The sequence below is a fragment of the Pseudarthrobacter sp. LMD1-1-1.1 genome (assembly GCF_040676255.1).
Classification (GTDB): Bacteria; Actinomycetota; Actinomycetes; order Actinomycetales; family Micrococcaceae; genus Arthrobacter.
In genome coordinates this window covers 703,144-726,190 of the sequence record NZ_JBEGHP010000001.1, presented here as the reverse complement: position 1 = coordinate 726,190, position 23,047 = coordinate 703,144, and the positions used below count along the sequence as shown (strand labels likewise).

The 23,047-nt window shown below is 64.8% G+C and carries 20 protein-coding genes; 6 read left to right on the top strand and 14 right to left on the bottom strand.

Going from position 1 to position 23,047, the window contains the following annotated elements:
- Window positions 1–21: 21 nt before the first annotated feature.
- Window positions 22–633 carry a hypothetical protein gene (locus MRBLMD1_RS03535; protein WP_159631480.1) on the bottom strand — a complete coding sequence of 204 codons (612 nt, stop codon included), beginning with the start codon at window positions 631–633 and terminating at the stop codon, window positions 22–24.
- 114 nt (window positions 634–747) lie between these two features.
- The gene (locus MRBLMD1_RS03530) at window positions 748–1,356 is read right to left on the bottom strand and encodes a TetR/AcrR family transcriptional regulator (RefSeq protein ID WP_364397532.1); all 609 of its coding nucleotides are present in this window, start codon (window positions 1,354–1,356) and stop codon (window positions 748–750) included.
- 101 nt (window positions 1,357–1,457) lie between these two features.
- Between MRBLMD1_RS03530 and galE the strand changes: the two genes are divergently transcribed.
- Window positions 1,458–2,471: a UDP-glucose 4-epimerase GalE gene (gene galE / locus MRBLMD1_RS03525; protein ID WP_275179573.1), complete on the top strand. Its 1,014-nt coding sequence runs from the start codon at window positions 1,458–1,460 to the stop codon at window positions 2,469–2,471.
- Between the two features lie 159 nt (window positions 2,472–2,630).
- Here galE and MRBLMD1_RS03520 read toward each other — a convergent pair whose 3' ends face one another.
- The 3 genes from MRBLMD1_RS03520 to fdxA all read right to left on the bottom strand — a co-directional run bounded on the left by MRBLMD1_RS03520 (window position 2,631) and on the right by fdxA (window position 5,650).
- Window positions 2,631–3,917 (bottom strand): citrate synthase, encoded by a 1,287-nt coding sequence (locus MRBLMD1_RS03520; protein ID WP_056334606.1) that lies wholly within the window; start codon window positions 3,915–3,917, stop codon window positions 2,631–2,633.
- Between the two features lie 240 nt (window positions 3,918–4,157).
- The gene (dapC, locus tag MRBLMD1_RS03515; protein ID WP_224026579.1) at window positions 4,158–5,309 is read right to left on the bottom strand and encodes a succinyldiaminopimelate transaminase; all 1,152 of its coding nucleotides are present in this window, start codon (window positions 5,307–5,309) and stop codon (window positions 4,158–4,160) included.
- Window positions 5,310–5,323: 14 nt separating this feature from the next.
- Window positions 5,324–5,650, bottom strand: a complete 327-nt coding sequence (gene fdxA / locus MRBLMD1_RS03510; protein WP_013601705.1) for a ferredoxin — start codon at window positions 5,648–5,650, stop codon at window positions 5,324–5,326.
- 137 nt (window positions 5,651–5,787) lie between these two features.
- Between fdxA and MRBLMD1_RS03505 the strand changes: the two genes are divergently transcribed.
- Both MRBLMD1_RS03505 and MRBLMD1_RS03500 read left to right on the top strand, forming a co-directional pair.
- Window positions 5,788–6,027 (top strand): hypothetical protein, encoded by a 240-nt coding sequence (locus MRBLMD1_RS03505; protein WP_275179574.1) that lies wholly within the window; start codon window positions 5,788–5,790, stop codon window positions 6,025–6,027.
- Between the two features lie 52 nt (window positions 6,028–6,079).
- Window positions 6,080–6,316, top strand: a complete 237-nt coding sequence (locus MRBLMD1_RS03500) for a hypothetical protein (RefSeq protein ID WP_364397525.1) — start codon at window positions 6,080–6,082, stop codon at window positions 6,314–6,316.
- Between the two features lie 769 nt (window positions 6,317–7,085).
- Here MRBLMD1_RS03500 and typA read toward each other — a convergent pair.
- Window positions 7,086–9,014, bottom strand: a complete 1,929-nt coding sequence (gene typA / locus MRBLMD1_RS03495) for a translational GTPase TypA (RefSeq protein WP_159631474.1) — start codon at window positions 9,012–9,014, stop codon at window positions 7,086–7,088.
- A gap of 276 nt (window positions 9,015–9,290) precedes the next feature.
- Between typA and MRBLMD1_RS03490 the strand changes: the two genes are divergently transcribed.
- A complete protein-coding gene (locus MRBLMD1_RS03490) occupies window positions 9,291–10,181 on the top strand; it encodes an SGNH/GDSL hydrolase family protein (RefSeq protein WP_364397521.1) in 891 nt (296 codons plus the stop codon).
- Window positions 10,182–10,307: 126 nt separating this feature from the next.
- Here the strand turns inward: MRBLMD1_RS03490 and MRBLMD1_RS03485 are convergent, their stop codons facing one another.
- The 5 genes from MRBLMD1_RS03485 to MRBLMD1_RS03465 all read right to left on the bottom strand — a co-directional run bounded on the left by MRBLMD1_RS03485 (window position 10,308) and on the right by MRBLMD1_RS03465 (window position 17,742).
- Window positions 10,308–12,014: a dipeptide ABC transporter ATP-binding protein gene (locus MRBLMD1_RS03485; RefSeq protein WP_159631472.1), complete on the bottom strand. Its 1,707-nt coding sequence runs from the start codon at window positions 12,012–12,014 to the stop codon at window positions 10,308–10,310.
- Window positions 12,015–12,025: 11 nt separating this feature from the next.
- Complete coding sequence (locus MRBLMD1_RS03480; protein WP_224026584.1) at window positions 12,026–12,970, bottom strand: ABC transporter permease; 945 nt, start codon at window positions 12,968–12,970, stop codon at window positions 12,026–12,028.
- Window positions 12,960–13,889, bottom strand: coding sequence for an ABC transporter permease (locus tag MRBLMD1_RS03475; RefSeq protein WP_159631470.1), 930 nt, complete (start codon window positions 13,887–13,889; stop codon window positions 12,960–12,962). Before MRBLMD1_RS03475 ends, MRBLMD1_RS03480 begins: the two co-directional genes overlap by 11 nt.
- A 126-nt stretch (window positions 13,890–14,015) precedes the next feature.
- Window positions 14,016–15,704 (bottom strand): peptide ABC transporter substrate-binding protein, encoded by a 1,689-nt coding sequence (locus MRBLMD1_RS03470; protein ID WP_159631469.1) that lies wholly within the window; start codon window positions 15,702–15,704, stop codon window positions 14,016–14,018.
- Window positions 15,705–15,981: 277 nt separating this feature from the next.
- On the bottom strand, window positions 15,982–17,742 hold the full coding sequence (locus MRBLMD1_RS03465; RefSeq protein WP_364397515.1) for an ABC transporter family substrate-binding protein: 1,761 nt from the start codon (window positions 17,740–17,742) through the stop codon (window positions 15,982–15,984).
- Between the two features lie 219 nt (window positions 17,743–17,961).
- Between MRBLMD1_RS03465 and MRBLMD1_RS03460 the strand changes: the two genes are divergently transcribed.
- Window positions 17,962–18,486, top strand: coding sequence for a DUF805 domain-containing protein (locus MRBLMD1_RS03460; protein WP_364397512.1), 525 nt, complete (start codon window positions 17,962–17,964; stop codon window positions 18,484–18,486).
- 86 nt (window positions 18,487–18,572) lie between these two features.
- Here MRBLMD1_RS03460 and ychF read toward each other — a convergent pair whose 3' ends face one another.
- On the bottom strand, window positions 18,573–19,658 hold the full coding sequence (gene ychF / locus MRBLMD1_RS03455; RefSeq protein WP_364397509.1) for a redox-regulated ATPase YchF: 1,086 nt from the start codon (window positions 19,656–19,658) through the stop codon (window positions 18,573–18,575).
- A gap of 90 nt (window positions 19,659–19,748) precedes the next feature.
- Here ychF and MRBLMD1_RS03450 point away from each other — a divergent pair, with 90 nt between their 5' ends.
- Window positions 19,749–20,975, top strand: coding sequence for a DNA recombination protein RmuC (locus MRBLMD1_RS03450; protein WP_364397506.1), 1,227 nt, complete (start codon window positions 19,749–19,751; stop codon window positions 20,973–20,975).
- A 76-nt stretch (window positions 20,976–21,051) separates the two neighbouring features.
- Here the strand turns inward: MRBLMD1_RS03450 and MRBLMD1_RS03445 are convergent, their stop codons facing one another.
- Together MRBLMD1_RS03445 and MRBLMD1_RS03440 are read right to left on the bottom strand one after the other, a co-directional pair.
- Window positions 21,052–22,131 (bottom strand): 4-hydroxy-3-methylbut-2-enyl diphosphate reductase, encoded by a 1,080-nt coding sequence (locus MRBLMD1_RS03445; RefSeq protein ID WP_159631464.1) that lies wholly within the window; start codon window positions 22,129–22,131, stop codon window positions 21,052–21,054.
- Window positions 22,132–22,140: 9 nt separating this feature from the next.
- Window positions 22,141–22,992: a hypothetical protein gene (locus MRBLMD1_RS03440; RefSeq protein WP_364397503.1), complete on the bottom strand. Its 852-nt coding sequence runs from the start codon at window positions 22,990–22,992 to the stop codon at window positions 22,141–22,143.
- Window positions 22,993–23,047: the final 55 nt, after the last annotated feature.

Sequence of the window (23,047 nt, the reverse complement as noted above, 5' to 3'; positions counted from 1 at the left end):
CCGTCGTACTCCCTGCAGTGGCTAGACCAGGATTTCCAGCACCGGCTGGACGTAGCTGCGGAACAGCTCAGGCTGGCCCATCAACTCATGGCTCATGATGATCTTGTCCGGTTCCAGGTACCAGGCCCGTTGCTCGTCCAGCGGCAGCTCAATGATGGTCAGCGTGAAATCCCGGGAGTCCCGCCCCACCTCCATCAGCCGGTCGTCCACCATGTCCCCGAGCAGCTGGTCCGTTCCGCTGGCCACGCGCTGGGCTTCGAGTTCGGCGTATTCGCTCCTGCGTTCCCTGGCCCAGGTGAGGGCAGAGCCGAAATGGGCCTGCAGGAGCCGTTGGAGCGCCGGCGAGTTGCCGAACGCTTCGAAATCTGGCGGAGACAGTTCCGGGGAGGTGTGGGGGTGCGCCTTGAGCAGCTGCTCCCACCAGGCCTCCCACTCTGTCTTCAGTGCGCTGAGGCCGCCAACATCCGCGGTCAGGTGCTTATGGTCCGCCGAGCGGACTTTGGGTGATGCATGGGACAGCATGGGACGGCCCACGCCGTTCAGGCCGGCGGCGTCCCGGACGTAAAGAGCAATCATCATCGGCCCGGATGTGTCGGTGGTGATCTGCCACCCTGAACCGCTTGCGTGCTGCATCCAAAGTCCTTTCCTGGCCTACCGGTGCCGGGCATCGTGATCGGTCCGGCCTACCCGGCTATCAGTCTATTCCCGCAGGCAGTCCACGGAAGTGCAGGACAGCCTTTTGATCCCTTACCGTCCGATCCCGTCCAGGTGGCGATCAAGCACGTCGCGGCACATCTGCGCCGTCATCCAGCCGGGCTGGAGCAAGGCGTGCATGCACAGTCCGTCCAGCGTTGCCAGGAGCCGTTCGGCCTCCACCACCAGGTTCTCCTGCGGTTCATCATCCGGGAGCAGGGTTGCGACGAGTGCGCCCATGATGGCTGCGATTTCGCGGTGGCTGCGGTCCGCCTCCGCGGCGAGGAACGGCCTGATGCGGGCGGCGTTCTTGAAAGCCAGCCACGCACATGCTTCCACAGCTGTTTCCTCGTCCAGGGGAAGCATGCCGCCCAGAAGGGTTGAAACAGCCTCCCGCTGTTCGGGGCTGGCTGCGGCAGCACCAAGCACGGCGGGCAGCAGGGCTTCCAGCCGGCCGGCCACCCGGTCCACCACCGTGCCGAACGTAAACGCCAGGAGCTCCTCACTGCCCTGGAAGTAGTGCCGGACCGAGCCGACCGCCAGTCCTGCTTCGTCCGCAACTTCCCGGAGCGAGGCACGCTCGAGACCGTCCACGGCAATGATGCGGAGAACCGCCTGGACCACATCCTGCCGCCGGGCATCGGCGTCTACAATTTTGGGCACCATTCTTATTAGCACACTTGTGCTTTATCTGCCTTGTCACAGTCCGCCCGCCATCCGGGACACGGCGGCGGGCAACGCTGCACGTGGGATAGCGTTGAGGCATGAAAATCTTGGTCACAGGGGGCACCGGCTACATCGGTTCCCACACTGTTCTTTCCCTGCAGGAAGCCGGCCACGACGTGGTCGTCATCGACAACCTGGTCAATTCCAGCGAGGAGTCGCTGCGCCGCGTGGCCGAACTCAGCGGCAAGACCGCGGAGTTCCACAACGTGGACCTGGTGGACGAGGCCGCCGTCGAAAAGGTGTTCGCCGGCAACGGCATCGAGGCCGTCATCCATTTCGCCGGCCTCAAAGCCGTGGGTGAATCAGTGCGGGAGCCGCTGAAGTACTACTACAACAACCTGGTGGGGACGTTGAACCTGGTCCGCGTCATGGACAGGCACGACGTCCGGTCCATCGTCTTCAGCTCCTCGGCCACCGTCTACGGGGAACACAACCCCATCCCGTACGTGGAAAAGATGGAGATCGGCGCCAACAACCCGTACGGGCGCACCAAGGAACAAATCGAGGACATCCTCTCGGACCTCGGCGCCGCTGACTCGCGCTGGCACATAGCACTGCTGCGCTACTTCAACCCGGTTGGCGCACACCCCTCGGGCCGTATCGGCGAAGACCCGCAGGGCATTCCCAACAACCTTGTCCCGTTCATTGCCCAGGTGGCCGTGGGCCGGCGCGAGAAGCTCATGGTCTTCGGCGGCGACTACGACACCCCGGACGGCACCTGCCTGCGCGACTACATCCACGTGGTGGACCTCGCCGAAGGACACGTGGCGGCGCTGAACCACATCGCGGACCGCACCGGTGTTTTCCGCTGGAACCTCGGTTCCGGCAAGGGCTCCTCTGTCCTGGAGGTCCTGCGTTCCTTTGAGAAGGCAGTGGGCCAGCCCATCCCCTACGAGATCACCGGCCGCCGCGCAGGCGACCTTCCGGCGTTCTGGGCCGATGCCACCTCAGCCCTGGCAGACCTGAGCTGGTCCACCACCAAGACCGTGGACCAGATGTGCGAGGACCACTGGCGCTGGCAGAAGAACAACCCCCAGGGCTACGCCTCCTGACCCTGCCCTCCCCATCGATTGCTCCGCACTTGTCGTTATGGAGCCCCAAAACGACAAGTACGGAGCAGTCGATGGTTCTTAACGCGGAACGGCCGCCCACCTGTGAAAGGTGGGCGGCCGTCGTCGTCATGGCTGTTGCTGTCCCTGACGGGCAGGGGATCAGCGGGCGGGGTAGTCGCGCTCCGGCTCGCCGATGTACAGCTGGCGCGGGCGGCCGATCTTGGTGTTCGGGTCGCTGATCATTTCACGCCACTGGGCAATCCAGCCCGGCAGGCGACCGATGGCGAACAGGACGGTGAACATCTTCTCGGGGAAGCCCATGGCCTTGTAGATCAGGCCGGTGTAGAAGTCCACGTTCGGGTAGAGCTTGCGCTGGATGAAGTAGTCATCGCTGAGCGCCTTCTCTTCCAGGCGCATGGCGATGTCCAGCAGTTCGTCGTTGCCGCCGAGCTTGCTGAGGATCTCGTGGGCCGTGGCCTTGACGATCTTGGCGCGCGGATCGTAGTTCTTGTAGACGCGGTGTCCGAAGCCCATCAGGCGGACGCCGTCTTCCTTGTTCTTGACTTTCTCCATGTAGTCCTCGGGCTTGAGGCCCTCGGCCTGGATCTGGCGCAGCATCTTCAGCACTGCCTCGTTGGCGCCGCCGTGGGCAGGGCCGAAGAGGGCGTTGATGCCTGCCGAAACGGAGGCGAAGAGGTTGGCGTTGGAGGAGCCCACCAGGCGCACGGTGGAGGTGGAGCAGTTCTGCTCGTGGTCCGCGTGCAGGATGAGGAGCAGGTCCAGTGCCTTGACGATGACCGGGTCCAGCTCGTACTGCTCGGCGGGGAGGCCGAAGCTCAGGCGCAGGAAGTTCTCCACCAGGTTCATGGAGTTGTCCGGGTACAGCATGGGCTGGCCGATGGACTTCTTGTGCGCGTACGCGGCGATGACCGGCAGCTTGGCCATCAGGCGGATGGTGGAAACCTCCACCTGCTCGGCGTTGAACGGGTCCAGGGAGTCCTGGTAGAAGGTGGACAGCGCGGACACGGCCGAGGACAGCACCGGCATGGGGTGCGCGTCGCGGGGGAAGCCGCCGAAGAAGCCCTTGAGCTCCTCGTGCAGCAGGGTGTGGCGGCGGATCTTCTGGTCGAACTCGTCCAGCTCAGTGGGCGTGGGCAGGTTGCCGTAGATCAGCAGGTAGGACACCTCGAGGAAGCTGGAGTGCTGCGCCAGCTGCTCGATGGGGTATCCGCGGTAGCGCAGGATGCCCGCATCGCCATCGATGTAGGTGATGGCGGAGGTGGTTGCTGCGGTGTTCATGAAGCCGGGGTCAAAGGTCACGGCACCGGTCTGCTTGAGCAGCTTGGAGACGTCGTAACCCTCGTTCCCTTCAACAACCTGGATGCGCGGGAGCTTCAGCTCGCCACCTGCGTGGAGCAGGGTCGCAGCATTGTTGGTCTCAGTCATGGAGTCCCCTTCATGAGGCGTCTTCGGCCTCTGTCGAAAGCTTGATCCAACATCAGGTGAGCCGCGCACTCGAGCCTGAGAAGACAGGTTCCAACACCCGGGCTGCCTTCTTGTAGAAAGCCACCATTGATCGTCAACTTAAAAAGTACCGCTCCTTGGCGGGTGTCACTAATCCGCAGGCTTCCCATCCAGCCTAAAATGCGCCGGATGTGGGGCGAGTCACACGAATGTTACGTGTGCCTAGGAGCCGGAACCGGCCAGCCGTGCAACGGCTGCATCGATCCGCTCGTCGGATCCGGTCAGGGCCACGCGGACATAGCCGTTGCCCGCCTCTCCGTAGAAGACTCCCGGGCCCACCACGATGCCGCGCTCAGCCAGGCGGGCCACCGTGGCCCACGTGTCCTCCCCCGCCGTCGACCACAGGTACAGGCCGGCGTCGGACTCCTTGATCTCCAGGCCGAAGTCCAGCAGCGCGGGCACCAGGCGTTCACGGCGGCCCCGGTACAGGTCCTTCTGGGCCTCAACGTGGGTGTCATCCCCCATCGCCACCCGCATGGCCTCCTGGACCGGGTAGGGGACGATCATGCCTGCATGCTTGCGGCTGTTGACCAGGTTGGGCATCAGGTCCGGATCACCGGCAACGAAGGCTGCGCGGTAGCCCGCCAGGTTGGACTGTTTGCTCAGCGAGTACACGGCGAGAAGGCCCTGGTGCGAGCCGCCTGCCACGTAGGGATCGAGGATGCTGGGGACGCGCCGGCCGCCGCGCTGGACGTCCCAGTCGCCCCAGCCAAGCTCTGCGTAGCATTCGTCCGATGCCACCACAGCGCCGATTTCACGGGCCTGGACCACCAGCGCCTTCAGTGACTCCGCGTCGCGGACACTGCCCGTGGGGTTGCCCGGGGAATTGACCCAAATGAGGCGCACGCGTGCACGCGTGGCGTCGTCAAGCTCGTCCAGGTTGTCCGTGGCCACCGAGGTGGCCCCGGCAAGGGTGGCGCCGATATCGTACGTGGGGTAAGCCACCTTGGGGCGTACGACGACGTCTCCGGACCTGAGGCCCAGCAGCAGCGGGAGCCACGCAACAAGTTCCTTGGACCCCACTGTCGGCATGATGTTGCGGGGGTCGAGGCCCGCCACACCGCGCCGGCGTTCAAACCAGCCCGCGATGGCTTCCCGAAGCGCGGGAGTGCCGTGAACGGTGGGATAACCGGGGGCATTCGCGGCCGCCTTCAGTGCATCCTGGACCAGCTGCGGGGTGGGATCCACCGGGGTCCCGATGGACAGATTGACTGCCCCGCCCGGGTGTTCCGAGGCTTTGGCCAGGTAGGGGGCCATGGCCTCCCACGGGTAGTCGGGCAGGTTCAGGCCAAACGAATTCACTGCTGCGGTCACGTTTCCCGTCCGCGTCAGTGGTCTTGGTTCTGCGGCGGCAGGGCGGCGATCATCGGGTGGTCCTTGCCCGTGTTGCCGATCTTGGCCGCGCCGCCCGGAGACCCCAGGTCATCGAAGAATTCGACGTTTGCCTTGTAGTAGTCAGCCCATTCCTCCGGGGTGTCATCCTCGTAGTAGATGGCCTCCACGGGGCACACCGGTTCGCAGGCGCCGCAGTCGACGCACTCGTCCGGATGGATGTACAGCGAACGCTCGCCCTCATAGATGCAGTCGACCGGGCACTCCTCAATGCATGCCTTGTCCTTAACATCCACACACGGCTGCGCGATTACGTACGTCACGTCCCTGGCCTCTCCACGTTGGGTTCCGGCTTGCCCGCCGGCTCTTGCATCCGGCAGCACGGCCGGACTATTGACATCTGAGCCTATTATCTCCCAGCCCTTTCCCGCTAACCTAGCCGGCGGCCTAGTATGAACTGGTGAGTCTGCCAGTGTCCGCCCCCGTCCGCTTCCTTGCCGCGGCTGAGCCCGGAACCCGGGTGGTGGTGCGCTACCGGATTGAAGGTGGCCTCACGGACGCCCTGGGCCACCTGCTGGCGTGCGACGCCGGTTCCTGCACCGTCCGTACCCGCCGGGCCGACGTCGTCATTCCCCTGGAGCTTGTGGTGGCCGCGAAGGAAGTGCCGCCCGCTCCCCCGCGCCGCGCCGCTGCGCACTGACACCGCCTCTCACTGCGCAGGGGCTGTCCCTGCGCAGCCACTCCTGCCGTCATTGCGCAGTGCGGTACGTGGCCAGCGCCCGCTGCACCATCCTCACGAACCCGTCCGGCTCGTTAATCAGCATCTCGAAGGTGACCCGGAGGGTTGGAACACCCTGGACAACGGTGACATTCCACCGCCGCCGGTCCTCGCGGTAAGCCTCCCGGCTGCTGTGGTGGGCGTAGCCGTCGGTTTCAACTCCGAGCAGGCCGTCAACGAGCAGATCCAGATGTCATCCCGGGGATCCTGACCTGCAGCTCGACCGTGTGCCCGGCTTCCTCCAACAGGTATCGCGCCATCGTTTCGATGATGGACCCGGATTGAGGGCGGATCCGGGCCACCAAGTCCCTGAGGCCCTTTTCGCGGCAGCCGGAAACCGCTCCCGCAAGGCCGGAAGTTGGATGAGCCCGTTCTTGACCGCGGACTCCGCAATGGCCAGTCCCTCCAGGGGCGCCAGGCAGCGCAACGACTGGCACACGATGTCCAGGGGTGTCAGCGGGATCCTGCTGCGGTGCACGATGCAACCAGGGACAGGCCTGCCGTGTGATGCGGCCAGATGCGTCCTGTCCGGGCGCCTGACCACCCACAAGCCCGCGGCGCTGGCAGCCGAGACGCACCCCAGGACAGCATGGTGGCGGGCTGCGTGAATGAGCACAGGATCAGCTTGCGGGTGGGCATAGACCCCACGGGCAATCCTTTGGACTGAGCCCGCAGCCACGCCGGCCTCCAGGCTCCGGCGCGAAACCCCCGCCATTGACAGTGAATGGGTACTGGCAACGCCGCCCAGGGCAGTTAGGGCTTCTGAAAGAGTTGGCATAACTGCATGCTTGCCGCTTACGGAGCCGGACGCAGGACCCGGAAACCGCCATGTGGAAAACCGTCCGTGCGCGGTGACAGCGCCGCTCGTTGAGCACGGACTGTCCCTGCGCAACGAGCGTCCGGTTCGCTGCGCAATCGCGGGCTTAGACGCAGAACGCCACCGGCAAATACCGGTGGCGTTCTGAGGACCTGCGGAGTTACTAGGCCTTGGCGCGGGCGCGGTTGGCCTTGGCGCGCTCGTTGGTGTCCAGGATGACCTTGCGGATGCGGATGGCTTCCGGGGTCACCTCGACGCACTCGTCCTCGCGGGCGAATTCAAGCGACTCTTCGAGTGTCAGGTCGCGCGGCGGGGTCAGGTTCTCGAAGGTGTCCGAGGAAGCGGCACGCATGTTGGTGAGCTTCTTTTCCTTCGTGATGTTGACGTCCATGTCGTCGGCGCGGGAGTTCTCGCCCACGATCATGCCTTCGTAGACCTCGGAGGTGGGCTTCACGAAGAAGGAGCCGCGTTCCTGCAGGTTGATCATGGCGAACGGGGTCACAACACCGGCGCGGTCGGCGATCATGGAACCGTTGGTGCGGTACTCGATGGGGCCGGCCCACGGCTCGTAGCCTTCCGAGATGGAAGCTGCGATGCCTGCGCCGCGGGTGTCGGTCAGGAACCGGGTACGGAAACCGATCAGGCCACGGGCCGGAACGATGAACTCCATGCGGCACCAGCCCGTGCCGTGGTTGGCCATGTTGGTCATGCGGCCCTTGCGGGCTGCCATGAGCTGGGTGACGGCGCCCAGGTATTCCTCGGGCACGTCGATGGTCATGTGTTCCATCGGCTCGTGGATCTTGCCATCAACGGTCTTGGTGACAACCTGCGGCTTGCCGACGGTCAGCTCGAAGCCTTCACGGCGCATCTGCTCCACCAGGATGGCGAGGGCGAGCTCGCCACGGCCCTGGACTTCCCAGGCGTCGGGACGCTCGGTGGGCAGGACCTTGATGGAGACGTTACCGATCAGTTCCTTGTCAAGACGGTCCTTGACCTGGCGGGCAGTAACCTTGGCACCCTTGACCTTGCCGGCCAGCGGCGAGGTGTTGATACCGATGGTCATGGAGATCGCGGGATCGTCCACGGTGATCAGCGGCAGCGGCTGGGGGTTCTCGGCGTCGGTCAGGGTTTCACCGATGGTGATCTCCTCGATGCCGGCGACGGCGACAATCTCGCCGGGGCCGGCGGACTCGGCCGGCACGCGCTCCAGCGCCTTGGTAGCAAGCAGCTCGGTGATCTTGACGTTCTTCAGCTCGCCGTTGGCGCGGGCCCAAGCCACGGTCTGGCCCTTGCGCAGGGTGCCGTTGTAAATACGCAGCAGGGCCAGTCGGCCAAGGAACGGGGAGGCGTCGAGGTTGGTGACGTGCGCCTGGAGCACACCCTCCGGGTTGTACGTCGGAGCCGGGATGTGCTCGATGATGGTCTTGAACAGCGGCTCAAGATCCTCGTTCTCCGGAGCGGTGCCGTCAGCGGGCTGCTCAAGGGAGGCGCGGCCGACCTTCGCGGCGGCGTAAACCACGGGGACCTCGAGGATCTTGTCCAGGTCGAGGTCGGGGACCTCGTCGGCCAGGTCGGAGGCGAGGCCGAGGAGCAGGTCCATGGACTCGTGCACGACCTCTTCGATCCGCGCGTCGGGGCGGTCGGTCTTGTTGACCAGCAGGATCACGGGCAGGTGCGCGGCGAGGGCCTTGCGCAGCACGAAGCGGGTCTGGGGCAGCGGGCCCTCAGAGGCATCGACGAGCAGGACGACGCCGTCGACCATGGACAGGCCGCGCTCGACCTCGCCGCCGAAGTCGGCGTGGCCGGGGGTGTCGATCACGTTGATGGTGATGGTCTCGCCGTTCGAGGACGGACCGTTGTAGGCGACAGTGGTGTTCTTCGCCAGGATGGTGATGCCCTTTTCGCGCTCCAGGTCACCGGAGTCCATGACGCGGTCTTCTACGTGGTTGTGCTCGGCAAAGGAATGGGTCTGCTTGAGCATGGCGTCGACCAGGGTGGTCTTGCCGTGGTCAACGTGGGCCACGATCGCTACGTTGCGCAGGTCACTGCGCGATGCAGTGGCTACCGCAGTGTTGGTGGAGGTTTCAGACATGCGTTATTGCTCGATTCAGTGGTGAAGTCAGCTGAGGTATCGCGACATTTCCAACCGGAACGCACGACGGACAAGGCCCTTGGCACAGGGCGCCTTCCTCTATTCTAGCCGCTGAGCCATTTGTTGGCCTAAATTCCAGCGGGACTGACCGCCGCCGCTTGAGCCAAGATCAGCCACCGTCCCGCACTTGGCGTGACCAAGTTCACTGCCGCCTGCGTGTGCATGGCATGATGTCTGTGACAAAAAGCCCATCCTTTGAGCACGCCGGAGACAACGATGCCCCCTGCCAAGGCCAGCACCATGCGCGGTGCCGCGTGGGCTGTGGCCGCAGTGGTCGCCGGGCTCGTGGTCGCGGGATCCGGTGGAGACGGACTTTCCGCTGGTCCGGGCGGCAGCAGCCTGTCGAGGGCAGCCCCAGGCCAGGCGGCCAACAACCAGGCGTCAGCCGTGAAGCCGGGCACCGCGAAGGTGTCGGTGGCAGCCACTGCCCACGTCCTGAATACAGGCAACGGCCGGCTGGAAGCAGTTGTGCCCGATGTGGGCAAGACTGTCCTGCTGATTGGGGATTCGCAGTCGGAACCCGTTGACGGCTGGCCCCGCCTGGGCCTGGCCGCTGCCGGGTACAACGTGTACTTTTGCGGCCGCGGGGGCACCGGCTACGTCGCGGCGAACGGCGCCACCGGTAACTACGTGGACGCCCTGCAGCGCGGGGACTGGCAGCTCCCCTCCGGCACCCCCGCCCTCATTGTGGTCGAGGGCGGTGGCAACGACGCCGCCGGAGGCGCAAGCAACGCGCAGATCGCACGGAACGCCGAGCGGCTGATCGCTGAGCTGCGGAGCCGCTATCCCGGCACACGGCTGGCAATGATCGGCACCCTGGCCCGGGGATCGAACGACGGCGGCGGCCGGCGGAGTGAGGTTGATGCTTTGCTCGGTGCCGTGGCGGCAGCAAATGGACTGCCCTTTATCTCCACCGGAGACTGGCTCACCAGGTACGGGCTGGCGAAGGACCTCGCCGATGCGGTGCACATGAACACCGAAGGCCGCACGGCACTGGGCGGGATTCTTGAGCGCAGGCTAAGGGAACTCGGACTGGACCGGAAAGCCGCAGCGGAGCAGGGCGCCCTCGCCGCCGTGCCTGCAGCCGGGAGCACCTTCCAGGACTGACAGCTGAACCGGGCTGGTTCCGCCCGCCACCCAGACAGTTTCGCCGGTCAATCAAACCAATCAATTTAAACGGCTGGAGCCGGGACCAAAAGGTCCCGGCTCCAGCCGTTCAGGGAAAACGTCCCGCTATGCCACCTCAGGCGGAAGCATCAGCTTCGCGCCGGGAATGGCGTTGAGCAGGGCCTTGGTGTACTCCTGTTTGGGCGATTCGAAGACGTCGTCCGTGGACCCGGTCTCCACCAGGCGGCCCTTCTCCATCACACAGACGTGGTCCGCGATCTGGCGCACCACGGCAAGGTCGTGCGTGATGAACAGGTACGTCAGCCCAAGGTTGGCCTGCAGGTCGGCGAGCAGGTTCAGCACCTGCGCCTGCACCAGCACGTCCAGCGCGGAGACTGCCTCATCACAGATGATGACCTCGGGGTCCAGCGCCAGTGCCCGTGCGATGGCCACGCGCTGCCGCTGGCCGCCGGACAGCTCATTGGGATACCGCTGCATGGCGGACTGGGGCAGAGCCACCTGGTCCAGCAATGTCCGGACTTTCTTCTCCCGGCTGGCCTGGTCCCCGATCTTGTGGACCCGCAATGGTTCTTCGATCGTGCGGTAGATGTTGTACATCGGATCGAGGGAGCCGTACGGGTCCTGGAAGATCGGCTGGACCCGCCTGCGGAACTTGAACAGCTCGGCAGGCTTCAGGGCCGAGGTGTCGACGCCGTCGAACAGGATCCTGCCCTCGGTCGGCTTCTCCAGTTGGAGCACCATCTTGGCCACTGTGGACTTGCCGGAACCCGACTCCCCCACGATCGCCGTCGTGGTTCCCCGCCGGACGTCGAAGCTTACGCCGTCAACGGCCGCGAAGTCCGTCGTCTTGCCCAGCCCCGAGCGGAGCTTGTAGACCTTCCGCAGGTCCTGGATCTGCAGGAAAGTGTCCGGCTTCACCGTTTCGGCGGCAGGTGCCAGCAGGTCCGACGTCTCCACGCCCTGTTCCTTGGCCACCTGGATGCGGCGGCTGGCAAGGGATGGCGCGGACTCCACGAGCCGCTTGGTGTAGGGGTGCTGCGGGTTGCGCAGCAGTTCCAGCGACGGCCCCGCCTCAACGACGCGGCCCTGGTACATGACCACGACTTTGTCGGCACGCTCGGCTGCGAGGCCAAGGTCGTGGGTGATCAGCAGCACCGAGGTGCCCAGCTCGTTGGTCATGGTTTCCAGGTGGTCCAGGATCTGCCGCTGGACGGTGACGTCAAGGGCCGACGTCGGCTCGTCCGCGATCAGCAGGCGCGGCTGGCAGGAGAGGCCGATGGCGATCAGCGCACGCTGGCGCATGCCGCCCGAGAACTCGTGCGGGTACTGGTTGGCCCGGCGCTTGGCGTCCGGCAGTCCGGCCTGGGACAACACCTTGGCGATATCGTCCGGCCCGCTGGGCCGGCCGTTTGCACGCAGTGTCTCCCGGACCTGGTAGCCGATCTTCCATACCGGGTTCAGGTTGGACATTGGGTCCTGCGGCACCATGCCGATGGTGTTGCCGCGCAGCTCGATCATGCGCTGCTCGGAGGCGTGGGCGATGTCCTCGCCGTCGAGCAGGATCTGGCCGCCGGACACTTTGCCGTTGTTGGGCAGGAGACCGATGGCGGCCAGGGCTGTGGTGGACTTGCCGGAACCGGACTCGCCCACGATGGCCACCGTTTCACCGGGCATGATGGTCAGGTGTGCATTCCGCACCGCCTGGACGTCGCCGCCGCCGGTCTTGAAGGTGATGGCGAGGTCGCGGATTTCGAGCAGCGGCCTGACGCCGGTGGCACCGGCCTCATCAATGCGGACGTCTGGACTTGTCATCTCTTTATCTCTCATCGCTGACGGCTCTTCGGGTCGAGGGCGTCACGCACGGCGTCACCCAGCATGATGAAGCTCAGCACCGTGATGGACAGCGCCGCGGCCGGGTAGAGCATGATTTCCGGCCGGGTCCTGATCGATGCCTGGGCGCCTGCAATGTCGTTGCCCCACGACATGATGCTCTGGGGCAAACCGATGCCCAGGAAGGACAGGGTGGCTTCGGCCACGATGAACACGCCAAGCTCCAGCGTCGCCAGGACGATGATGGGTGCCAGGGCGTTCGGCAGGACGTGGCGGATCAGGGCGCCGAATTTGGAGACGCCCAGCGCGCGCGCGGCTGTGACGAAGTCAGCGTTGCGTACCTCGATGACTGCACCACGGGTGATGCGCGCCATCTGCGGCCAGGCCAGGAGCGAGATGACGAACACCACGGTCCATACGCTCTTGTTCTCCCGGAACAGCGGCAGCTGAGTGATCACCAGCGCGCCCAGGACAAGCGGCAGGGCGAAGAAGATATCGCCCAGGCGGGCGAGGACGGCATCGATCCAGCCACCGTAGTACCCCGCGAGGGCGCCGAGCGTCACGCCGATAACCAGCACGCAGAGCACGGAAAGCAGGCCCACGGAGAGGGAAGCCTGCGTGCCGTGGATGACCCTGGAGTAAACGTCGCAGCCCTGGAAGGTGAAGCCAAACGGGTGTCCGGCCGTGGGGGCGCCTTCGGAGTTGGCAAGCTCGCAGCCCTCGTTGGGGGGCGTGGACGTGAAGAGGCCCGGGAACAAGGCAATCACGATCAGGGCAAGGATCAGCAGTGCCGAGATGATGAACAGCGGACGACGGCGGAGCTTGCGCCACGCGTCTGCCCACAGGCTGAGCGGGGCCTGGTCCGTCTTGACGGCGTCCGTTGCCTGCAGCGGTGTCTCGTCGATGGGGGCCACGAAGTGGCTGTTATTACTGGTCATAGCGGATCCTCGGGTCAAGCCAGGCGTACAGGAGATCGACAAGAAGGTTCGCCACGACGAACACCAGCACCAGCACGCTGACGATGGAGACGATGGTGGGGCCTTCACTGCGGAGGACAGCCTGGTAGAGCTTGTTGCCTACGCCGGGAACGTTGAAGATGCCCTCAGTAACAATGGCACCGCCCATCAGGCCGCCAAGGTTGGCGCCCAGGTAGGTCACCACAGGGATCAGGGAGTTGCGCAGGATGTGCGCCATGACCACCCGCGGCCGGGAGAGGCCCTTGGCCGTGGCGGTCCGCACGTAGTCGGCATTCATGTTTTCGCTGACTGATGCGCGAGTCAGGCGGAGGACGTAGGCGAAGGAGACAAGTCCCAGGACCACGGCCGGGAGCAGCAGGGTCCCCCAGTTGGCGTTCGCGCCCACTGTGGGTTTGGCCCAGCCAAGCTGCACGCCGAAGACGAGCTGGAAAACGAAGCCGAGGACGAAGGTGGGGACTGCGATGACAACCAGCGAGGCCACCAGGACGGTGGAGTCGAACCAGCCGCCGCGCCGCAGCCCGGCGAAAACGCCGAACGCAACACCGAAGACAGCCTGGATGGCCAGCGCCTCGATGGCGAGCATCGCCGTCACCGGGAAGACACGGGCAAGGCTGGCCGCGATGGGCTGGCCCGTGAAGTCATTGCCCAGGTTGAAGGTGAAAAGGTTCTTGAGGAACAGGCCGTACTGGACCCAGAAGGGCTGGTCCAGGTTGTACTGGCTGCGCAGGGTGTCGATGACAGCCTGCGGGGGCTGGCGGTCGCCGAACAGCGCGGCGATGGGATCGCCCGGCAGGGCGAACACCATGTAGTACACCAAAAGGGTAGTGCCGAGGAAAACAGGGATCACCTGAAGGAGTCGGCGCAGGATGAACCGGATCACAGGATCACCTGCCTTCCGGTAAAGGGGAAAACGCGTTCATGAATGCCTTCCTGCCGCTTGCAAGCCAATGGGGGCCCGGACGCAACCGGAACCCCCATCAGCCTGACGGCAAGTTAGATCTGGTGACTACTTGGCGGTGATGCCGTAGTACAGGATGCCGCCGTTCCAGCCGGTCTCGGCCTTCACGATGTTGTTGCTCCAGACGATCGGGCGTGCCTGATCCCAGAGCGGCAGGCCGGGCAGGTCCTGGAACAGGACTTCCTGTGCCTGGTTGAACTTGGTATTTGCCTCGTCCGTGCTCTTGGCAGCCAGGCCCTCCTTGAGGAGCTTGTCGAACTCAGGGTTCGAGTACTTCTCGTAGTTGGAGGAAGCGTTGGTGGCCCAGACCGGTCCCAGGAAGTTGTACAGCGACGGGTAGTCGCCCTGCCAGCCCGCGCGGGTCAGGCCGGGCAGCTGCTGGGACTTGCGGAGGTTCAGGACTTCAGCGAACTTGGCGAACGGCTGGATTTCAGCCTGGATGCCGAGGTTGTTCTTGAAGCCGTTGGCTACCGCATCGATCCATTCCTTGTTGCCGCCGTCGGTGTTGGAGGCGATCTGGAGCGGCTTGGAGCCGTCGTACGGCTTGATCTTCTCGGCCTGTGCCCAGAGGTCCTTGGCCTTGGCGGCGTCGAACTTCAGGACTTCGCTGCCCTTGAGGCCTTCCTTGAATCCGTCGATGACCGGCGGAACGAATGCCTTGGCCGGGGTGCGGGTGCCGTTGAAGACAACCTTGGCGATTTCCTCGCGGTTGATGGCGTAGGACAGTGCCTGGCGGCGCAGCTTGCCGGCTTCACCCTGGAAGTTGGGGTTGTACGGCGGGATGTTCAGCGTGGAGTTGGTCGCAACCGGCTTCGTGGAGTTGCGGTCCGGGAAGTCGGAGACGTAGGTCTTCAGGGCGTTCGACGGGAGAACATCCGTGATGTCGAGGTTGTCCGACTGCAGGTCCGTGTATGCGGGGCCCGGATCGGTGTAGAACTTGAAGGTCACGCCGCCGTTCTTTGCCTCGCGCGGGCCCTTGTAGTCAGCGTTCTTGACCAGGGAGATCGACTGGTCGTGGACCCAGGAACCCTGCTTTTCGAACTTGTACGGACCGTTGCCAACGGGGTTTTCACCGAAGGTCTTGGGGTCGGTCAACGCGGCGGACGGAAGCGGGAAGAAGGCGGAGTAGCCAAGGCGCAGGGACCAGTCCGCTTCGGGCTGGGCGAGCTTGACCGTGATGGTGGAATCATCGGTTGCTGCCAGGCCGGACATGGTGTCGGCCTTGGGAGCAGGAGTGGTGGTGGTCTTGCCGTCAGCACCCTTTTCCGAGTTCACAGCCGAAACGTCTTCGTAACCGGCGATGGACTCGAAGAAGAATCCGTTGTTCTGCAGGTTCTTGGAGTTTGCGGCGAAGTTCCAGGAGTCGACGAAGGTCTTTGCCGTGATGGCTTCACCGTTGGTGAACTTCTGGCCCTGCTTGACCTTGATGGTCCAGTTCTGGGCGTCGGAAGACTCGATGGAGTCAGCGAGGGCGTTTACCGGCTTGCCGCTGGCGTCGTACGTGCGCAGGCCTTCGAAGAGAAGCTCGACCACGCGGCCGCCGTAAACCTCATTGGTGTTTGCCGGCAGCAACGGGTTTTGTGGCTCGTTGCTGTAGGCGGTGATGACCTTGTTCGGATCGCCGGCAGCTTTGCTGGCCCCGTCAGTGCTGCCGCCGCCGCCGGCGCCGCACCCGGTCAGGGCAAGCGCGGCGATTGCCACGATGCCCAGTGCTTTGGAAGTGCGCGTAAAACGCATTCCGCCTCCTATGAGTTGTGGGAGAGATGTATAGGGGAATCTTGTGCTTCCCCGCAGGTCGGACGCAGCTCACCGCTGTGACGAAACCTACACAATACGAGTTAGCCTAACCGCACGAAGTCCAGATATTGGTACTCCGTTGCCAAACCGTGACCGGCGGCTTTTCAATGCCCCGGGCGGCGGCGATAGTTAGGCACGTCACATGCTACTCGCCGGTAGGCCGTACGGCGAATCGGTGCCGCAAGAGCCAAAGGACCCAAAAAAAGCGTGGCCCCGGCTAGGACAGCCGCCACTCCGCAACGTTCCACCACACGCCGAGGGGACCGGGGCTGGTCTTCACGCCGGCCACCCGGGAATTGAACGCAGTCGTTCCCGGGGTTTGATACAGGGGCAGGCCGTACGCGTCCTCCCAGATGTGCTTGTCGATCTCGGCCAGGAGCTCGTCCTGCTTGCCCAGGTCCGTGGTCACGGCCAGTTGTTCCATGATCTTGTCCGCGTCAGCGTCGGAATAGCCCGTGAAGTTGCTGCCGGCGCCGGTGCGGAAGATCTGGGGCACCCTGCTGACACCTGCCTCAGTCCCTATCCAGCCTGACAGGGCGGCGTCGTAGCCTCCCCTGCTCAACGCGGCCGCCCAGTCTGCACTCCCCTGGCCGCCGTCGACAACCCGGAACCCCGCCAGGGCGGCCGAGTCGCGGATCAGGGCGAAGGCTTTGGCCCGGTTCGGGTTGTCCCGGTTATAGAGAATGCGGATGCTGGGGGTGGCGTCCTTGAGGAGCCTCTTTGCGCCATCGATGTCCACCTTGGCGTAATCGGACGACCCGTTGTTCTTCACGGTCTCGTCGTACTTTGGCTGTCCGGGCAGGAACACCTGGGAGTCCAGCGGCTTGTTGTCCGCCACCTGGGCGCCCACCACGGCGTCCACAATCGCCTGCCGCGGCACCGTCTTGAGGAAGGCTTCCCGGACATCCTTGTCGGCAAACGTCCCGGAGAAGTTGAGGTCAAGGTGGTCGTAGCCGGACTGTTTGTACCGTTCAACGGTGATGCCCTGGCCTGAGAGGCCTGTGAGGAGACTGTCCGTGGCAGCCGAGGGCTGGGGCGAAATGATGTCCGCCTGCCCGTTGCGCAGGGCATCAACCGCCGCCGGCACGGCCCCCGTGAACCGGACATTGATCTCGTCCAGCCACGGTTCCGCGCCCCACACGTAGTCCCGGTTCCGGACCAGCTTCATGGAAACTTCAGGCACGATGTCGCGGACGATGTAGGGGCCGCTGGACAGGTAGAGCGCAGGATCATCCGGAACGGATTTCGTGTCGAACCCGGTGTTCCAGAAGTCGCTGACCTTTTTGAGGGCCGGGTGCGACGCCGGTTTGTCCGGGTTGCCCCGGGGCGTGTCCTTGAGGAGCTTGACCAGGTCCTCCTCGTCGTTGAGTCCGCTCTTGGCAGCAACGACATGGGCCGGGAGTCCGACGTCGAACGCCACTTCCCAGTCAGCGTACGGTGCGGCGTACTCAATGGTGATGGAACGGCCGTCCGACCCGATTTCGGGAAACAGGGTACCCGCCAGGCCTGTGGTGTCGGAGGCGACCGAGAAGTACTTGGTGCCCTTCCCTGCTGCGGGGTCGACGTCGTCGAAGTAACCTGACCCTGCGGCCCAGCTCAGCAGGAGGTCTGCGGCTCCGATGGGCGCCCCGTCCGACCACTTCACGCCCTCGTTGACCGTGTACTTTACTTTGAGCGGCTGGTCGGAGACCTTCTCGAAGTGGCCGAACTTGTCGTTGCGGACCACCTTGGAGCTGTCGTCCAGGTAGAAGAAGCCCGAGTGCGTGATGGCGCCGATCTTCGAGTTGATGTCGGTGTTGCCGTTGGCGCTGTAGGGGTTGAACGAGGAGAATGCGTTGACCTCAGCCACAGTGACGCTGCCGCCGCGCTTCGCCTCCCCCACCACCACGGACGGGGCGCTGCCGCCCGAACAGCCGGAAAGAACCAGGGCAGCCGCCAACGCGGCGATGAGCAACTGCATCAGACGCCGGACCGGCATGCCGCCTCCTTGTGGTTTTCCCTCTCCGGAGGGGACTGGGGCCGCTTCGATCACGCCCTACAAACTCAGGATACTTGGTGCTGCTGCCCGCCAACCCAATCCGAACCTCCTGGCAATGGGGTACGTAGTCCGGGCCGCCGGACGGGACCTACGGCCCAAGCCCGGGCCCGGCCGGTTCCGTAGCATGCTGGCAACGGAACCTCAGGAAGGAAAAGCTCGATGAGCATCCCCCAACCGTCCAATGTGCCCGGAAGTGCAGTCCCGCCCCTCGAACTGCCGTACTACGGTGCTCCGCCGGTGGACGCGGTCAAACGCGTCTTCCAGAAGTACGCGGTCTTCTCGGGGCGCGCCAGCCGAAGCGAATATTGGTGGTGGTTCCTCGCTTCCGGGCTGTCCTCAGCGGTGCTGAATTCCATCAGTCCCACTGTGGTCAACGGCCAGGTGACGGGGTCCAGCGCCCTGGGTGGCTTGTGGTTTCTCGCCACCGTTGTCCCGTCACTCGCATTGGCGTCCCGACGCCTCCACGACGTGAACCTCAGCACCTGGATGCTGCTGCTCGCCCTCATCCCCGTGCTTGGATGGATTGCGCTCATCGTGCTGCTCGCGCAGCGGGAGAACCCGTCTGGCCAGCGTTTCGACAAGTACCCGGCACGGGAGCGTGGGCAAGCGTCATCCGCTCCCCCGTCCTGGCCTCAGCAGCAGCCTCCCTACCCGCCCGGTCCCGCTGGTCCGACCGGGCCGTAGGCCAAGGCAGACCTCCGGCAATTTTTCCGCCCGGACAGTAGCCCAGCGTCGTTCCGGGACAGGCAGTGCGCCTGTTCCTGCGGAAATCAGACGTTGAAGCGGAACTCCACCACGTCGCCGTCGGCCATGACGTATTCCTTGCCTTCGATCCTGACCTTGCCGCGGGATTTCGCCTCGGCCATGGATCCGGCGTCCACCAGGTCGTCGAAGGAGACGACTTCGGCCTTGATGAAGCCGCGCTGGAAGTCGGAGTGGATGACGCCGGCTGCCTGCGGTGCCGTGTCGCCCTGCCGGATGGTCCAGGCGCGCGCTTCCTTGGGGCCCGCCGTGAGGTAGGTCTGCAGCCCCAGGGTGTGGAAGCCCACGCGTGCCAGCTGGTCCAGGCCGGATTCGTCCTGGCCGTTCATCTCGAGCATCTCGCGGGCTTCTTCCTCGTCCAGCTCCACAAGGTCGGCTTCGAGCTTGGCGTCCAGGAAGATGCAGTCGGCCGGGGCCACCATGGCGCGCAGCTCTTCCTGCTTTTCCGGGCTGCCCAGGATGCCTTCGTCGGCATTGAACACGTAGATGAAGGGCTTGGCCGTCAGCAGGCCCAGCTCCTTGAGGTGCTCCATCTCCAGTTTGTCGCTCTTGATGGAGGAGTAGATGGTGTCTCCCCGCTCCAGCACCGCCTGCGCGGCCTTGATGGCGGCGAGCTCGGCGGCTTCCCGCTTCATGATCTTGACTTCTTTTTCGATCCGCGGGATGGCTTTTTCGATGGTCTGCAGGTCCGCGAGGATCAGCTCGGTGTTGATGGTCTCCATGTCCGAGCGGGGATCCACCTTGCCGTCGACGTGGATCACGTCGGGGTCATCGAAGACCCGGACAACTTCGGCGATGGCTTCAGCTTCGCGGATGTTGGCCAGGAACTGGTTGCCGAGCCCCTCCCCCTCCGACGCGCCCTTCACGATGCCGGCGATGTCGACGAAGGATACCGCGGCGGGCAGGACGCGCTGGGAGCCGAAGATCCCGGCGAGCTTCTGCAGCCTGGGGTCCGGGAGGTTCACGACGCCGACATTGGGTTCGATGGTGGCGAACGGATAGTTCGCGGCCAGGACCTGGTTGCGGGTGAGCGCGTTGAAGAGGGTTGATTTGCCGACGTTGGGCAGTCCGACGATGCCAATAGTTAGAGCCACGAGCATTGATTCTACCCGCCGGACCCCGCGGCCCAGTACCCGGGAATGTCACTGCCCATGATTGTCAGAGCCCCGTGCAACAGTGAAGCCATGGATGCTTTTGCCTTGATTCTGGCCCTCTTCATGCTGCTGCTGGGTGCGCTTGCCGGCGCTGCAGCCACCTACTTCTCATTGCGCCGGAACTCGCACGCCCTGGAGTCGGACTTCGACCAGGTGTCGTCACGCCTTTCCGAGGTCACTGCGCAGCTGGCAGCGGCCGACGCCGAGCGGCGGCTTTTGGCCGCACAGAACCGTGAGCTGGGTGAGGCCCGGACACAGGACGGCACGGTGCTGCGTGCCCTGGCGCCCGTGGCCGAGAAGCTGTCCGCGGTGCAGCAGCAGGTGGCGCTGCTGGAGCGGGACCGGGTTGAGCAGTACGGCCAACTGGCCCAGCAGCTGCAGGAGGCCAGGCTGTCCGATGAACAGCTCATCCGTTCCACGCATGCCCTGGAATCGGCGCTGCGTTCCAACAGCGCCAGGGGCCAGTGGGGCGAGGTGCAGCTCCGGCGCGTAGTGGAGGCTGCCGGCATGCTCCGCCACGTCGACTTCGTCGAGCAGGTCCACAGCGCAGGCCACGACTCAGCTGTGCGGCCGGATCTGGTGGTGCAGCTGCCGGGTGAAAAGCAGCTGGTTGTGGACGCCAAGGTGCCGTTGTCGTCCTACCTTGAGGCACAGGAACTGGGCTCGGTGGACCCGCGCCTGGCCCCGGCTGGACCGCAGTCGGCGAACGATGGCCGCAACAGGCAGGCCCTCCTGGCGGCACACGCCAAGGCCCTTAGGGCGCACGTGGATGCGCTCGGTACCAAAAAGTACTGGGATATCCCCGGAAACTCCCCGGAACTGGTGGTTTGTTTCATCCCGGCCGAGTCCATCCTGGCGGCGGCGCTGACAGCTGACGCCGGGCTCCTGGACCACGCGTTGTCCCGTAATGTCGTCCTCGCCTCGCCGAGCACCCTGCTGGCCGTGCTGAAGTCCGTGGCATTCACGTGGCGCCAGGACGTCCTGACAGACAGCGCACGCGAGCTCTTCGAACTTGCGCGGCAGCTGTACGACCGGATGGGCACGCTGGGCGAGAACGTCACCAAGCTCGGATCCTCGCTGAAGACGTCCGTGGACCGGTACAACGCCATGGTGGGAACGCTGGAAGCCAGGGTCCTGCCCACCGCGCGGAAACTCAACAGCCTGGAGGAAACAGGCTTGGTTGCACCACCCTTGGTGGAGGTGCAACCGCGGGCGCTGGTGGCACCCGAGCTGCAGGGCGACGGGGAAGCAGCCTGACACGGCCGCCGAAATGCAGAATGGGCCGGGCAGCCAGTGGCTGCCCGGCCCATTCCGTTGGAATTGTGTGCCGGTTTTAGCTGCGGGTCCGTCGTCCGCCCAGCGCACGGCTGACATCGCCGGCCTGTTTCAGGGTGGCCCGGAGTTCCTTGGGCAGCGAGAAGAGGAGGTCTTCCTCGGCCGTCACGACTTCCTCCACGGCTCCGTAGCCGTAATCAGCGAGCAGCCGCAGCACGTCCTGCACCAGCACCTCGGGAACGGATGCCCCCGACGTAACGCCCACGGTGGCGACGCCTTCAAACCAAGCCTCGTCAACCTCGTTGGCGAAATCCACCCGGTACGAGGCTTTGGCACCGTATTCGAGCGCCACCTCCACCAGCCGGACGGAGTTGGACGAGTTGGCCGAACCCACCACGATCACCAGGTCCGCCTTGGGCGCGATCTTTTTGATGGCCACCTGGCGGTTGGTGGTGGCGTAGCAGATGTCGTCGCTGGGCGGATCCTGCAGGGTGGGGAACCGTTCCTTGAGCAGCCGGACGGTTTCCATGGTCTCGTCCACGCTGAGTGTCGTCTGCGAAAGCCAGATGACTTTTTCGGGGTCGCGGACGGTGACCTGGTCCACTTCGTGCGGGCCATTAATGATCTGGATGTGTTCCGGCGCTTCCCCTGAAGTGCCTTCCACTTCCTCATGGCCGTCGTGGCCGATCAGGAGGATATCGAAATCGTCCTTGGCGAAGCGGACGGCTTCCTTGTGCACTTTTGTGACCAGGGGGCACGTGGCATCAATGGTGCGCAGGCCCCGGGTTTCGGCGGACTCGACCACTGCCGGGGACACTCCGTGGGCGGAGAAGATCACCAGGGCACCTTCGGGCACCTCATCGGTTTCGTCCACGAAGATGGCGCCCTTTTCCTCCAGCGAGCTGACCACGTGGACGTTGTGGACGATCTGCTTGCGGACGTACACGGGCGGACCGTAGTGTTCCAGCGCCTTTTCTACGGCGATCACGGCACGGTCAACACCGGCGCAGTAACCGCGCGGAGCGGCCAGCAGTACCTTCTTGGTGCCGTTCACGGGGGCCGCAGCTGCTACTTCCTCCGGGGAGCGGCGCCTGCGCGGAATGGTTGGCATAGAAAGGGATACAGCCGAGGTGGTCATGCCTCCATGCTACCGGCTGGCCCCAACCCGTTTCCGGGATGCGAACAACGTCACAATGCCCACCGCCACCAGGACGCCGCCGGCAACCCCGGCCGTGGTGATCCACGTTTGGAAGTCCGCGCCGGCGGCGGCAAGGAAATGGTCGCGGAACATATTGGCCACCGCGTTGCCGGTGTCCGTGGCCTGGGCGCGGGCTGAGCCAAGCTGCAGTCCCAGTCCCCACAGCCCGGCAAGCGCCAGTCCGCCGAGGCCCGCGGCCAGCAGCACCGTCCCGCGGCGGCGTGCCGCCACGAGCGCCAGCAGGAACGCTACGGCCGACCCGATGGCCAGGATGTAGCCCATGGGCGCGTAGGTGGCCAGCCGTTCAGTCCATTCCCTTTGCGCAGGCTGGCCTACATTGATCAGCGTCTGTTCCGGCGGATCGAGGGGAAGCCTGGTTGTGCGGGAGATCTCCTCCGAGCCCAGGGCAACCAGTGGGGCAACGTCCAGGGTCAGGGACGACGCCGATGCTCCTCCCTGGGATGCCGCGGCCGGATCGGCAAAGCTGAGGCGGTGGCTTCTGCGGAGGGTCTCCTCCCAGGCCGCCGGATAGCCGGGCAACCCGGTCAGCGACTCCGCCGCCTTTTCAAGCATTGGCTCCACCAGCCCGGAGAGGAACCCGGGAACCGACCCGGTGTCAATCGTTCCCACTGCGGCCGCAGCCAGCTTCTTTTGGAATTCCGTGTTTTTGCCAAGCGGAGCTGCGAGACGGACGAAGCCGTCTTCCTGGACGATGTTCCGGTCCACCCAGATGGCGGGAACGGCAACGGCGGCGAGGAGGATGCCCAGCACGGTGGCGATGGCAGAGATAAAAGTGCGCACAACAGGTCCTTAGGGGTTGGGGGCCTTATCCCATCCTAGGCAGGGTCCGGGGGCT